The organism is Amycolatopsis sp. NPDC051102 (genome assembly GCF_040682815.1).
GTDB lineage: Bacteria > Actinomycetota > Actinomycetes > Mycobacteriales > Pseudonocardiaceae > Amycolatopsis.
Window position 1 is genome coordinate 713,400 of record NZ_JBFBBT010000003.1, and the last position, 13,294, is coordinate 726,693.

Sequence of the window (13,294 nt, forward strand, 5' to 3'; positions counted from 1 at the left end):
CGCACCGTATGCGGGTCATGCCGCGGTCGTTCACTGGTGGACGTTTGCTCGCAAGGGTCGTTGCATGCCGCCTGCAGCCCATCGCGCCGACAACTGCCAACCCTCGATTCCCATCCACCGGAGCAACCCGCCTAATGACCACCGACACCGCCACCGCCCCGACCGCCCCCATCGGGGCCCCGCAGGTCGCCATCAACGACATCGGGTCGGAGGAAGACTTCCTCGCGGCTATCGACAAGACGATCAAGTACTTCAACGATGGTGACATCGTCGAAGGCACGATCGTCAAGGTCGACCGCGACGAGGTCCTGCTCGACATCGGCTACAAGACCGAGGGTGTCATCCCCTCGCGTGAGCTCTCCATCAAGCACGATGTCGACCCGGCTGAGGTTGTCACCGTCGGCGATGAGGTCGAAGCCCTGGTTCTCCAGAAGGAGGACAAGGAAGGCCGTCTGATCCTGTCCAAGAAGCGCGCGCAGTACGAGCGCGCCTGGGGCACGATCGAGGAGCTCAAGGAGAAGGACGAGCCCGTCAAGGGCACCGTCATCGAGGTCGTCAAGGGCGGCCTCATCCTGGACATCGGCCTGCGCGGCTTCCTCCCCGCGTCGCTGGTCGAGATGCGCCGCGTCCGCGACCTGCAGCCGTACGTCGGCCGCGAGCTCGAGGCGAAGATCATCGAGCTGGACAAGAACCGCAACAACGTGGTCCTGTCCCGCCGCGCCTACCTGGAGCAGACCCAGTCCGAGGTGCGCAGCGAGTTCCTCAACGCGCTCGCCAAGGGCCAGGTCCGCAAGGGCGTCGTGTCGTCCATCGTCAACTTCGGTGCCTTCGTGGACCTGGGTGGCGTCGACGGCCTGGTGCACGTCTCCGAGCTGTCCTGGAAGCACATCGACCACCCGTCCGAGGTCGTCGAGGTCGGCCAGGAGGTCACGGTCGAGGTCCTGGACGTCGACATGGACCGCGAGCGCGTCTCGCTGTCGCTGAAGGCGACCCAGGAAGACCCGTGGCGCCAGTTCGCCCGCACCCACGCGATCGGCCAGATCGTGCCGGGCAAGGTCACCAAGCTGGTTCCGTTCGGTGCGTTCGTCCGCGTCGAAGAGGGCATCGAGGGCCTGGTCCACATCTCGGAGCTGGCCGAGCGCCACGTCGAGATCCCGGAGCAGGTCGTCCAGGTCAACGGCGACGTCATGGTCAAGGTCATCGACATCGACCTCGAGCGCCGTCGCATCTCGCTGTCGCTGAAGCAGGCGAACGAGGGTGTCACGCCGGACACCGAGTTCGACCCGACCCAGTACGGCATGGCCGCCGAGTACGACGCCGAGGGCAACTACATCTACCCCGAAGGCTTCGACCCGGACACCCAGGAGTGGCAGGAAGGCTTCGACAAGCAGCGTGAGGAGTGGGAGCGCCAGTACGCCGAGGCGCACACTCGTTACGAGGCCCACATGAAGCAGGTCCAGAAGGCCGTCGAGGCTGACGCCGAAGCGGCGGCGGACGCGGCGACCGGCATCGAGGGTGGCGCGGAAAGCTACACCTCGGGCTCGGCCCCGGCCGACTCGAAGAGCAGCGGTGGCACCCTCGCCTCCGACGAGCAGCTCGCGGCGCTCCGCGAGAAGCTCTCCGGCGGTGCGTGAGCACTAGCTCTCTGAGCTGAACGACGGAACCCCCGGTCCCCAGTGGACCGGGGGTTCCGTCGTTTCCGGTCCGGTCCGGCAGGTCAGCGGTTGCGCAGGCCGAGGCCGGCCATCATCGCGCTGACACCGCGGCGGTACATGTCCTCGTTGGCCTCTTCGGTGGGCGGGATGAACCAGTCCGCCAGCGGCCGGCGCGAGGCCAGCATCAGTTCGGAGCCGACCAGGCCGTGCATGGTCGTCCACAGCTGGTAGGCGGTGGCCCGGGCGTCCGCGCCCGGCGGGCAGACCCGCTGGACCCGGGCGATGAAGAGGGTGAACGTCGTCCGCAGCACCGCCGAGCGCAGTGCCGGATCGGGATCGAACCCGGGCACCGGGCGCTCGAACATCAGCGCGTAGCGGGTCGGGCTCTCCCGGGCGAAGTGCCGGTACTCCAGCGCGAGGTGCAGCAGGTCCCCGACGCCGTCCTCAGTGGACGGCGGCAGCCCCTCCAGCAACTCCCGCAGCGAGTCGAAAGTGCGCTCGTACAGGGCGTCGAGCAGGCCCGCGCGCCCGCCGAAGCGGGCGTACACCGAGAGCGTCGACGCGCCGGCCGCCTCGGCCACCCCGCGCACGGTCAGCCCCGGGACGCCCCGGTTCACCAGCACCGACAAGGCGGCTTCGAGGTAGCGCTCGCGGCCGCCCTGGTCGGCCGGCCGCATCGGCAAGTGCCTGGTGGCCACGGCGCACCCCCTTCGCGGCAGCCCGGCGCGAGCGGCGTCCGGGTGACCCACCCGCAGCAGAAGATACGATATCCGCGGCGTCTTGGGAATGTTCGGGATGTCCGGATCCGAGCACCGCAACTCCTGGAGGACCGACGCGGATGGACCACCCCGAGCCCGGCACCGTCGTCGTCACCGCGAGCGGCGACGGCACCTACACGCAGCAGGTCACGACGGCGACCCACGAACTGCTCGTCGACGAACCGGTCGCGGTCGGCGGCGCCGACGCCGGCCCGAACCCGTACGAGCTGCTGCTCGCGTCGCTGGGTTCGTGCACGGCGATCACGCTGCGGATGTACGCCGACCGCAAGGGCATCCCGCTGACCCGGGCGACGATCCGGCTGCGCCACGACCGCATCCACGCCGAAGACTGCGCCAGGTGCGAGACCGAGCGGGGCATGCTCAGCCGGATCACCCGCGAGATCACCCTCGAAGGGGACCTCGACGACGACCAGCGCGCCCGGCTCATGCTGATCGCCGACAAGTGCCCGGTGCACCGGACGTTGTCGGCGGAAATCGCGATCGAGACGCGAGAGACCCGCTCTTAGGCGACGCGGACGGTCACCGCGGCGGAGCCGGCCGGGCTGACCGACGGTACCCAGATGCGTTCGAGCGCCGCGGCGCGGGCCTTGCGGCGGAGACCGGCGAAGCTGTGCTTGGCCGGGACCAGCAGGGTGCTCAGCCAGGTCCGCCGGTAGTCCGCCAGCGCGTCGGCCACCGGGCGGTGGAGAAGGCAGTGCACCAGCCCCGGCGTGCCGAGCCGGTGCCTCCCGACGTGCTTGCTGTCCGCCATCGTTCCTCCGCCGTGGGCTCTTCGTCGCGGGCACCGTACGCACTTGCGCGGGTCCGCGTGGGTAAGCAACACGGCGTGTCCGGATATCGGTTGAGTCACGCGTCACGATCACTTGCGGATCGGGGGTTCTTCGGGGCGGAGCCCTGGACAGCGGCTGTTTGGCTAGGGTGATCGGCATGTTGCGTGTGGGGCTGACAGGTGGGATCGGGGCCGGGAAGTCGACCGTGGCGAACCGGCTCGCCGAACACGGTGCCGTGCTGGTGGACTCCGACCGGATCGCCCGCGAGGTGGTCGAGCCCGGCACCGAGGGGCTCGATCGGCTGGTGACCGAGTTCGGCCCGGAGATCCTGGCCGCGGACGGTTCGCTCGACCGGCCCGTGCTCGCCGCGAAGGCGTTCGCCGACGACGACTCGCGGCGGCGGCTGAACGCGATCGTGCACCCCCTCGTCGGTGCCCGCACCGGGGAGCTGATGGCGGCCGCGAAGCCGGACGCGATCATCGTCCACGACATCCCGCTGCTGGTCGAGAACGGCCTTGCGACGGCCTACCACCTGGTCGTGGTCGTCGACGCGCCGGTCGAGGTGCGGGTGCGGCGGCTGGTGTCGGCGCGCGGGATGGCCGAAGCGGACGCGCGGGCGCGGATCCGGGCGCAGGCGAGCACCGAGCAGCGCCGCGCCGTCGCCGACGTCTGGCTCGACAACGGTGGTGCCGAAGACGCCGTGCTCGCCGAGGTCGACGCGCTCTGGGCGGACCGGCTGGTGTCGTTCGAGGCGAACGTCCGGCTGCGCCGGCCGCGGCCGCCGATGTCGCCGAAGATCGACGACTACGACCTGACCTGGCCCGCGCAGGCCGAGCGGGTGCTGGCCCGGGTCCGCGCGGCGGCGGGGCAGCTCGCCCGCCGCGCCGATCACATCGGGTCCACGGCCGTGCCCGGCCTGCCCGCCAAGAACATCCTCGACCTGCAGCTCACCGTGTCCACTTTGGACGACGCGGACACGCTCGGGGACCTGCTGGCGGACGCCGGGTTCCCCCGGCTGGCCGGCGACTGGTGCGACGACGCCCAGGACGGTGACGGGACGTGGCCCAAGCGCATGCACGTCGGCGCCGATCCGCGCCGCCCGGTGAACCTGCACGTCCGGTCGATGGAGACGCCCGCGTGGCGGCTCGCGCTGCTCTTCCGCGACTTCGTGCGCGCGAACCCGGCCGAGCGCGACGACTACCGCGACGTGAAGCTGCGGCTGGCCGCGGCGCACGCCGCCGACCCGACGTTCGAGGCGTACACCGACGAGAAGCAGGAGTTCGTCAACGGCGTGTTCGCCCGCGCGGAGAAGTGGGCGGCGGCCACCGGCTGGACGCCCTGAGCGGCGGCTGGTCGGTGTACCCCCAGGCCAGGTGCTTGCCGGCGGCGCGGAAGTACAGCTCGTCCCCGAAGTAGCCGTAGCGGCCGGCGGTGGGACGTGCCCGGGTCCGGCGCCGCCGGGGCTAGGGGTGGCGCCGCCAGGTCAGCGCGATGTCCCGGGTGGCCAGCCAGGCGGTGAGGTCGTAGCCGTGCGCGGCCAGCCCCTCGACGGCGGTGTAGGTGGCCTTCAGCGCGTACTCGGCCTCTGCGGCGGTGACCAGGCCGGCTTCGAGGGCTTCCAGGAGCTCGTCGGTGTCGATCACGCGGAGGGAGAGCTTGTCCTTGAGCACGATGTCGACGTACAGGTCGGTCGCCACCCAGCGCGGGCCGTCCCGGTGGACCCGGACGACGTCGAGGTAGAAGTCCTGGTCGCGTTCGTGGCCGGGGGAGAACCAGAAGTCGGTGAAGCGCAGGCCGAGCCCGGGCACCAGCCAGGACTCGAGGTAGTGGAACTGCGCGCGGCCCGGCGTGGGGCGGGCGAGGTAGAGACCGAACGGCTCTTCGCGGAACTCGTCGACCGCGCGCACGACGCCCTTCGGGTCGGTGTTCGCGCGTGCGGCGGGGTCGAAGACCTCGACCTTCGGGGGGTGCAGTGCGGCCATGCGGGTCATCCTGCCGGGCCGGTCACGAAACGCGAACTCCCGCCCCGGGCGTCAGGCGTTCGGGCTAAGGTGCGCCGACCGCTGGGGAATCGAGGGGACTGGGGATGTTCGGGATCATCCGGCCGTGCCGCCACCGGCTGGCCGCCGGCCTGCACGCGGACTGGCAGGCGCACCTGTGCGGGCTGTGCCTCACGCTGCGCGACGAACACGGCCAGCTCGCCCGCGTGGTGACCAACTACGACGGCCTGGTCATTTCGGTGCTGGTCGAGGCGCAGACACCGCGCGCGGACGGTCGGCGAGCGGCGGGCCCCTGCCCGTTGCGCGGCATGCGGACGGCCTCGGTGGCCCGCGGCGAAGGCGCCCAGCTGGCGGCGGCGGTGTCGTTGGTGCTGGCGGCGGCGAAGGTCGGCGACCACGTCGAGGACCGCGACGGCGCGTTCGGCCGCCGCCCGGTCGCCGCAGCGGCCCGCCGGGTCGCGGCCCGCTGGGCGGAGCAGGGCAGCCGCACGGGCGGCCGCGTCGGGTTCGACACATCGGTGCTGACGGAGGCGGTCGAAGGCCAGGGCGCACTGGAGTCGTCGGTGCGCTTGGGCGACTCGCCGCTGATCGTGACGGAGCCGGCCGAGCGGGCCACGGCGGCGGCGTTCGCCCGGACAGCGGAGCTCGCGGGCCGGCCGGGAAACGTGGCCCCGCTGGCGGAGGCGGGCCGCTTGTTCGGCCGGGTCGCGCACTTGCTGGACGCGGTCGAGGACCACGCGGCGGACGCGGCGGCGGGGGCGTGGAACCCGTTGCTGGCGACGGGGACCGGGCCGGCGGAGGTTCGGCGGCTGTGTGACGACGCCGTGCTGGGGGTGGAGCTGGCGCTGCGGGAGGTGGAGTTCGCGCAGCCGGGGCTGGTGCACGCGTTGCTGGTCCATGAGCTGCGCCAGGCGGTGCGAAGGGCCTTCGGCCACGGCTCGGCTCACAGCCACGGCCCACGGCCGTCCGGGCAGCAGCCGCCGCCCGGCTGGATCGGGCCGGGGCCGACACCGCCGCAACACCCGCACCAGACGCCTGGCTGGATCGGGCCCGGACCGGCGCCGCAGCAAGGGCCGTCCGGCTGGGGTGGTTCCCCGCAGCCGCACGGGTTCCCGCCGCCGGGTCCGGTGCCGCCGCCGGGTGCTCCGGGACCGGGCGGTCCGAACGGTCCAGGCGGCAGCGGTCCCGGCGGCCCAGGTGGTCCTGGGAGCCCAGGTGGTCCCGGCGGCCCCGAGGACCCCGGCCCCGGCAAGCCCGGCCCGCACGACGGCAAGGGCGGCGGCCTCTGGTACCCCAAATTCGCCGTCCCGCCCAAGAAGCGCAACTTCTTCCTCGGCTGCGCCCTCACGCCCTACATGTGCTGCACCTGCCAGTTCTGCTGCCGCGATCCCTATCCTGGGCCGTGGAGCGGGGAACCGGTGAGCACGTGCGACGGGTGCGACTGCGGCGGCTGCGACTGCGGCGGCTGCGACGGGTGTTGCGACTGTTGCAGCTGTTGTGACTGCAACTGCTGAGGGGAGCGGGACGATGACCGAACCGATGGCCGAACTGCACGACCGAGGCCGCGAAAACTTCGCCGGGCTCGTCGATGGCGGCAAGGCACGCCTCGACGCGCTCTTCGCCACCATCCCCGCCCTCGGCGAGCTGGCCGTCGGCACCGTCTACGGCCACCTGCACGAACGGCCGGCGCTGGACGCCCGCACCCGCGAGGCCGTCAGCCTCGCCGCGATCGTCGCCGCCGGGATGGTCGGGCCGCCGCTGAGCGTGCACCTCCGCACCGGGCTGGCCGCGGGCCTCTCCCCGGCGGAGATCTGCGAAGTCGTCGTGCAGACGGCTGCGTTCGCCGGGTTCCCGCGCGCCGTTTCGGCCGCCGACCAGCTGAACCGCCTCTTCGAAGGGCACGGCCTGCCGATCCCGCCCCCGCTGTCGCCGCGCGAGGTCGTCCTCGCGTACTTGGCGGCGCCCGAAGGCGAGGTCGCCGGGGTGCTGACGGAGTTTCCGCGCACCGAGGCCCAGGCCACCGGCCCCGACCGGGTGCTGGTCTCGTGCTTCGGCGACGACGGCGACGTCCCCGGGGCGGTCCTGCACTGCGTCGTCGACGGCGCCGATGTCACCTCGGTCACGGTGTTCCAGGCCCGCTGACCAGGGCCGACGGAAATTGGCAGTGACACCTGGGGCTTCGCCCCAGGTCGGGGGCTCCGCCACCCGAACCCCCGAGAAATTGTCGGTGGGTCGGCCTACTCTGGTCCACGTGGCTTTCGCAACCGAACACCCCGTGCTCGCCCAGTCCGACTTCCGGCCCGTCTCGGAGATCCCCCGGACCGGCGGCCGGTTCGAGGTGGTCAGTGACTACCAGCCCGCCGGTGACCAGCCGGCGGCCATCGACGAGCTCGAACGCCGGATCAAGGCGGGCGAGAAGGACGTCGTGCTGCTCGGCGCCACCGGCACCGGCAAGTCGGCGACGACGGCGTGGCTCATCGAGCGCGTCCAGCGGCCGACGCTGGTGATGGCCCCGAACAAGACCCTCGCCGCCCAGCTGGCGAACGAGCTGCGCGAACTCTTCCCGCACAACGCGGTCGAGTACTTCGTCAGCTACTACGACTACTACCAGCCCGAGGCGTACATCGCGCAGACGGACACCTACATCGAGAAGGACTCCTCGATCAACGACGACGTCGAGCGGCTGCGGCACTCGGCGACGATGAACCTGCTGTCGCGGCGGGACGTCATCGTGGTCGCCAGTGTCTCCTGCATCTACGGCCTCGGCACGCCGCAGTCCTACCTCGACCGGTCGTCGAAGCTGAAGGTCGGCATGCAGCTGGACCGGGACGTCTTCCTGCGCGCCCTGGTGGACGTCCAGTACACGCGCAACGACATCGCCTTCGCGCGCGGGACGTTCCGCGCCCGGGGCGACACGGTCGAGATCATCCCGGCGTACGAGGAGCTCGCGATCCGCGTCGAGTTCTTCGGCGACGAGGTCGAGAAGCTCTACTACCTGCACCCGCTGACCGGGGACATCGTCAAGGAGGTCGACGAGGTCCGGATCTTCCCCGCGACGCACTACGTCGCCGGCCCGGAGCGGATGGAAAAGGCGATCCAGGGCATCGAGAAGGAGCTCGAGGAGCGGCTCGCCGAGCTGGAGCGCCAAGGCAAGCTCCTGGAGGCGCAGCGGCTGCGGATGCGCACGGCCTACGACATCGAGATGATGCGCCAGGTCGGCTTCTGCTCCGGCATCGAGAACTACTCGCGCCACATCGACGGCCGGGGTCCCGGCACGGCGCCGGCGACGCTGATCGACTACTTCCCGGACGACTTCCTGCTGGTGATCGACGAGTCGCACCAGACGGTCCCGCAGATCGGCGGCATGTACGAAGGCGACATGTCCCGGAAGCGCAACCTGGTCGAGTACGGCTTCCGGCTGCCGAGCGCGGTCGACAACCGGCCGCTGACCTGGGAGGAGTTCTCCGACCGGATCGGCCAGACGGTGTACCTGTCGGCGACGCCGGGCCCGTACGAGATGGGCCAGGCCGGCGGCGAGTTCGTCGAGCAGGTGATCCGGCCGACCGGCCTGGTCGACCCGAAGGTGGTCGTGAAGCCGACCGAGGGCCAGATCGACGACCTGGTGCACGAGATCCGCGAGCGGGCGGACAAGGACGAGCGGGTGCTGGTCACCACGCTGACGAAGAAGATGTCCGAGGACCTGACCGACTACCTGCTGGAGCTGGGCATCCGGGTGCGCTACCTGCACTCGGAGGTCGACACGCTGCGGCGCGTCGAGCTGCTGCGGCAGCTGCGGGCGGGCGACTTCGACGTGCTGGTCGGCATCAACCTGCTGCGCGAGGGCCTCGACCTGCCGGAGGTGTCGCTGGTGGCGATCCTCGACGCGGACAAGGAAGGGTTCCTCCGGAGCGGGACGTCCCTGATCCAGACGATCGGCCGAGCGGCGCGAAACGTCTCGGGCGAGGTCCACATGTACGCGGACAAGATCACCGACTCGATGAAGCACGCGATCGACGAGACGGACCGCCGCCGCGAAAAGCAGGTCGCCTACAACAAGGAGCGGGGCGTCGACCCGCAGCCGCTGCGGAAGAAGATCGCGGACATCCTCGACCGGGTGTACAGCGAAGCGGAGGACACGGAGCAGGTCTCGGTGGGCGGCTCGGGCCGCAACTCCTCACGCGGCAAGAAGCCCGAGCAGGGCGACCGGGTCCGCAGCTCGGGAATGCTGGTCGACAAGAACGTGTCGGCAATGCCGCGCGCCCAGCTGGCGGACCTGATCCAGCAGATGACGGACCAGATGATGCAGGCGGCCCGCGACCTCCAGTTCGAGCTGGCAGCGCGGCTGCGGGACGAGATTTCGGACCTGAAGAAGGAGCTGAGGGGCATGGACGCAGCCGGCATCAAGTAGAAGCCGGCCGTCGGGTCGGGATGACGCGGCAGGGAGCCGGGGCCGGGGCAGCAGGTCCGCCGGACCGAGGCCCGGCAGGTCAGGCACGGCGGCCGGCGGAGGGCCGCCAGGTCAGGCACGAGCCAGGCAGGAACACCGCACGGAACGAGACAGGCAGCCACACCCCGCCCTGCATCCCGATCCGAAGCCCCAACACGGCCGGTGGTACCGGGTCAAGGCACGCTTTCCCGCCTTGACGCGGTACCACCGGCCGTAGTCACAATCGGGCATCGGGATGAAGGGCCCCCCAAAGCCGGTTCACCGCCCTCCGACCCCAAAGCCGGTTCACCGCCCTCCGACCCCAAAGCCGGTTCACCGGCCTCCGGCTCACCCCTCCGGAGCGGGAGCGTTCTCGTCCGGCTGCAGCATCCCGAAGACATTCCCCTCCGTGTCCTTGCAGTACGCCAGCCACCCCACGCCCGGAACAGAGTTCTTCGGCAGGGCCAGCGTTCCGCCCGCCCGGTTCACCTCGCCCAGTGCGTGGTCGAGGTCGGGGACGTCGATCGTGTTGACGAAGCCGTGGACCGGGGCCGAGGCCTCCGGGGCCGGGCCCTGGCGGGGGAGCAACCCTCCGTCGATGCCGTCGCCGTCGCCGGTTTTGATCATCCAGTAGGGGACGTCGCCCCAGCGCTCGAACTTCCAGCCGAACACCGCCGTGTAGAACGCCACCGCGCGTTCGGGGTCGCCCGCGTGGATCTCGAAGTGGACGGGACGAGGCATGCGTGCCTCCTCAGGCCGGGCCGTCAGGTGCCGTGAGAGTACGCCCAGCCTGAGGAAAGTTACAGCCGCGTGCGAGGCGTCAGGTCCGCGTCGAAGTCCGGGAAGCCCGCCGGCGCCGAACGCGCGGCCAGCGGTGCCGCCGGGGGCAGGCCCGCCCAGCGCCGGACCGTCGCCGTTGCCGCCGCGGCCTCGGCCGGGGCCAGCTGGGCGATCTTCGATCCGTGGTTGCCGCCCTGGACGTAGTAGCGGTACGAGTCCCGGCTGCCGAAGCCCAGCTCGAACGGCTCCGCGCCCCACGGGTCGTTCGAGCCGTACACGAACAGCAGGCGCGTGCCACGGGACTTCACCCAGAAGTCGATGTCCGGCATGGCCAGGTAGTCGAAGCGCGGAAGGCGGATCGACGCCGGCACGAACGTCTTGGGCTGGTCCGCGCCCGGGTAGCGCAGCAGGTCGCGCAGGTAGCTGTCGTACGCCTCGGGCGAACCCAGCTGGACCGCCGCCTGGTAGTAGTACGGGATGTAGGGCGCCAGGTCCTGGTCGGAGTAGGTGTTGAGGCTCTCCACCTTCTCGTACCAGGCGTAGACCTCGGCCGCCGGTGCGCCCGGGGCCGGTACCGTCGCGCAGTCGGACTGCTTCTGGTACTGCCAGAACGCGAAGTACGAGTCGATCACCGAAATCTCGAGGGACTTGTCCGCCGACCCGACGATCGAGAACGTCAGCCCGCGTTGCGCCGCGTCCGCCGCGGCGATCGCGCCCAGTTCGTCACGCCGTTTCAGCGCGTCGCGCTGGATGGCCTTCAACGCGTCGCGGCACGCCGGATCGTTGCCCACGCGGGAGAGGAACCGGTTGTAGACGTCGACCGGGTCGATGACGTCGTTGGGCGCGACGTACGGGATCGTCGCGTCGACGTCGCCGGGGTAGAAGCGCCGGAAGTACGTTGCGGTCATGCCGCCCTTGCTGCCGCCCGTGGCCAGCCACTTGCCCGGGTAGATCGCCTTGAACGCCTGCACCGCACGGTGTTCGTCGGCCGCCGCCTGCCAGATCGTCAGCTGCTTCGCCCAGTTCTCCGGCTCCGGCCGCGAAGGCGTGAAGTAGCGGTACTCCATCGAAAGCTGGTTGCCGTCGACGATCTGCGTCGGCTCGGCCCGGTTGGGGGCGCTGCCGACGTTGTAGCCGCTGGTGTAGGCGACCGTCGGGGCGGCGAAGTCCCGGTGCAGCAGGGTGAACCGCTGCTGGAACGTGCCCGCGCCGGGGTGGCGGTGGTCGGCGGGCTGCGTGTAGGTCAGCTTGAAGAACCGGAACCCGGCCGGGGCCGGGTCCTCGGACACGATGGTCAGCCCCGGGATCCGCTGCAGCTCCGTCTTGATGTCCGGCGCCGCCGCGGCCGCCGGCGCCAGGCCGGCCAGCGCGAGCAGGACCGCACCGGCGGTGAAAAGTCTGCGCATCGAGCACCCTCCCGGCTCACGAACCCTCCGTGGGACCCTCACAGAACCGGCCCGGGTCGGCAATCGGCTGTCCGGGCGCAGAATCGGTCAGGATCCGACTTTCGGCGGGTGGCGCCGCGCCCGGGGCGGCGTCCTCCGGGGTGCGCAGCCGCGGGCACCGTGCGAGTTGTCCGGGTGTTCGGGGCCGCGTTACGGTCCGAACCCGTAGGCACCGGCATCGAGCGAGGGGTCCGCCATGAAGGTTTCCGACTGCCCTACGACCCAGGTCGAAATCCGCATCGCCGCGCAGCCGGCGGAGGTCTGGTCCTGGCTGCTGGACGTCGACCTGCCGGCCCGGTTCTCGAACGAGTTCCAGGGCGGCGGCTGGCTCGAGGGAGCCGAGCCCGGCCTCGGCGCGCAGTTCCGCGGCCGCAACTCCCACCCGGTCGCCGGCGAATGGGAAACGATCTCGACCGTGACGGGCTACGAGCCCGGCCGCCTGTTCGCCTGGGCCGTGATGGACGTGACGAACCCGGCGGCGTCGTGGCGCTTCGAGCTGATCCCGGACGGCGACGGCACGATCCTGCGCCAGTGGGCCCAGATCGGCCCCGGCCCGTCCAACCTCACGACGATCATCGGGTCGATGCCCGAGCACGAAGAGGAGATCGTCGCGATGCGGCTCGGGGAGCTGCAGGCCAACATGCAGAAGACGGTCGAGGGCATCAAGTCCCTCGCCGAGAGCGGCGTGCACGCCGCCTAGCGGAGCACCCGGTCCACATAGGACTTCACCGCGGCCAGCGCCTCGTCGGACTGCCACAACCGCGCCACCTCCGGGTCGTCGGAGTGGCGGTATTCGGCGATCCGCTCGTGGAAGGGCTGGCGGATCTGGGCCTTGGTGTGGGCGAACGGCTCGGCGGGCAGCTCGCCGAGCCGGGACGCGACGGCGACCGCCCGGTCCAGCACCTCTTCCGGCGGAGCCTGTTCGTCGGCCAGCCCGCGGGCCAGGGCCTCCGCGCCGCCCCAGGTTTTACCCGTGTAGGTGAGCGAGGGCAGCTGCGCCGTCCCGTACGCGCAGCGGAGGATCTCCAGGGCCGCCAGCGGGAACGGCAGCCCGACCAGCAGCTCGGTGACGCCGACCGTGCCGGCGCCGAGCACCCGGTGGTCGCAGGCCGCCGCGAGGACCGCGCCGCCGGCGATCGCGTGGCCGTTCAGGGCCGCCACCACCGGGCGCGGGCAGCCGAACACCGCCAGCAGCGCGTCGGACAGCAGCGGCAGGAACTCCGCCACGTACGGGGCGCCGCCGTCGTCGACGCGCTTGAGGTCGACGCCCGCGCAGAAGATGCCCCCCGTTCCGGTGAGCACCACCGCACGGGCCTGCTCGGCCTCCTCGAGCCGGAGGACCAGCTGGAGGCACGAGTCCGTGTCGAGCGTGTTGGCCCGGCCGTGGTCGATCCGGAGCACGGCGACGTCGTCTTGGCTGTCCAGCGTGATCGGCACGA

The 13,294-nt window shown here is 71.2% G+C and carries 13 protein-coding genes; 7 read left to right on the forward strand and 6 right to left on the reverse strand.

Features of this window, described 5'->3' with window-relative positions; genetic code table 11:
- Window positions 1–134 precede the first annotated feature (134 nt).
- Window positions 135–1,634 (forward strand): 30S ribosomal protein S1, encoded by a 1,500-nt coding sequence (gene rpsA / locus AB0M93_RS13940; RefSeq protein ID WP_364272580.1) that lies wholly within the window; start codon window positions 135–137, stop codon window positions 1,632–1,634.
- Window positions 1,635–1,717: 83 nt separating this feature from the next.
- Here the strand turns inward: rpsA and AB0M93_RS13945 are convergent, their stop codons facing one another.
- Window positions 1,718–2,332, reverse strand: coding sequence for a TetR/AcrR family transcriptional regulator (locus AB0M93_RS13945; RefSeq protein WP_364272907.1), 615 nt, complete (start codon window positions 2,330–2,332; stop codon window positions 1,718–1,720).
- A gap of 161 nt (window positions 2,333–2,493) precedes the next feature.
- Between AB0M93_RS13945 and AB0M93_RS13950 the strand changes: the two genes are divergently transcribed.
- On the forward strand, window positions 2,494–2,940 hold the full coding sequence (locus tag AB0M93_RS13950; protein ID WP_364272583.1) for an OsmC family protein: 447 nt from the start codon (window positions 2,494–2,496) through the stop codon (window positions 2,938–2,940).
- Here the strand turns inward: AB0M93_RS13950 and AB0M93_RS13955 are convergent.
- A complete protein-coding gene (locus AB0M93_RS13955) occupies window positions 2,937–3,185 on the reverse strand; it encodes a hypothetical protein (protein ID WP_364272586.1) in 249 nt (82 codons plus the stop codon). The genes AB0M93_RS13950 and AB0M93_RS13955 overlap by 4 nt on opposite strands.
- 176 nt (window positions 3,186–3,361) lie before the next feature.
- Here AB0M93_RS13955 and coaE point away from each other — a divergent pair, with 176 nt between their 5' ends.
- The gene (coaE, locus tag AB0M93_RS13960; protein WP_364272589.1) at window positions 3,362–4,546 is read left to right on the forward strand and encodes a dephospho-CoA kinase; all 1,185 of its coding nucleotides are present in this window, start codon (window positions 3,362–3,364) and stop codon (window positions 4,544–4,546) included.
- A 121-nt stretch (window positions 4,547–4,667) separates the two neighbouring features.
- Here the strand turns inward: coaE and AB0M93_RS13965 are convergent, their stop codons facing one another.
- Window positions 4,668–5,186, reverse strand: a complete 519-nt coding sequence (locus AB0M93_RS13965) for a DUF402 domain-containing protein (RefSeq protein WP_364272593.1) — start codon at window positions 5,184–5,186, stop codon at window positions 4,668–4,670.
- A 104-nt stretch (window positions 5,187–5,290) separates the two neighbouring features.
- On the opposite strand from AB0M93_RS13965, the gene AB0M93_RS13970 reads away from it, so the two are divergent.
- The 3 genes from AB0M93_RS13970 to uvrB all read left to right on the forward strand — a co-directional run bounded on the left by AB0M93_RS13970 (window position 5,291) and on the right by uvrB (window position 9,612).
- A complete protein-coding gene (locus AB0M93_RS13970; protein ID WP_364272596.1) occupies window positions 5,291–6,718 on the forward strand; it encodes a DUF5685 family protein in 1,428 nt (475 codons plus the stop codon).
- A 13-nt stretch (window positions 6,719–6,731) separates the two neighbouring features.
- The gene (locus AB0M93_RS13975) at window positions 6,732–7,346 is read left to right on the forward strand and encodes a carboxymuconolactone decarboxylase family protein (protein WP_364272599.1); all 615 of its coding nucleotides are present in this window, start codon (window positions 6,732–6,734) and stop codon (window positions 7,344–7,346) included.
- A 109-nt stretch (window positions 7,347–7,455) separates the two neighbouring features.
- The gene (uvrB, locus tag AB0M93_RS13980) at window positions 7,456–9,612 is read left to right on the forward strand and encodes an excinuclease ABC subunit UvrB (RefSeq protein WP_364272602.1); all 2,157 of its coding nucleotides are present in this window, start codon (window positions 7,456–7,458) and stop codon (window positions 9,610–9,612) included.
- Window positions 9,613–9,978: 366 nt separating this feature from the next.
- Here uvrB and AB0M93_RS13985 read toward each other — a convergent pair whose 3' ends face one another.
- A complete protein-coding gene (locus tag AB0M93_RS13985) occupies window positions 9,979–10,371 on the reverse strand; it encodes a VOC family protein (protein WP_364272605.1) in 393 nt (130 codons plus the stop codon).
- Between the two features lie 59 nt (window positions 10,372–10,430).
- Window positions 10,431–11,816 carry a S28 family serine protease gene (locus AB0M93_RS13990; RefSeq protein WP_364272608.1) on the reverse strand — a complete coding sequence of 462 codons (1,386 nt, stop codon included), beginning with the start codon at window positions 11,814–11,816 and terminating at the stop codon, window positions 10,431–10,433.
- Between the two features lie 235 nt (window positions 11,817–12,051).
- On the opposite strand from AB0M93_RS13990, the gene AB0M93_RS13995 reads away from it, so the two are divergent.
- Window positions 12,052–12,555: an SRPBCC family protein gene (locus AB0M93_RS13995; RefSeq protein ID WP_364272611.1), complete on the forward strand. Its 504-nt coding sequence runs from the start codon at window positions 12,052–12,054 to the stop codon at window positions 12,553–12,555.
- On the opposite strand, the gene AB0M93_RS14000 is transcribed toward AB0M93_RS13995, so the two are convergent.
- Window positions 12,552–13,292 (reverse strand): enoyl-CoA hydratase/isomerase family protein, encoded by a 741-nt coding sequence (locus tag AB0M93_RS14000; RefSeq protein WP_364272614.1) that lies wholly within the window; start codon window positions 13,290–13,292, stop codon window positions 12,552–12,554. The genes AB0M93_RS13995 and AB0M93_RS14000 overlap by 4 nt on opposite strands.
- Between the last annotated feature and the right edge of the window lie 2 nt (window positions 13,293–13,294).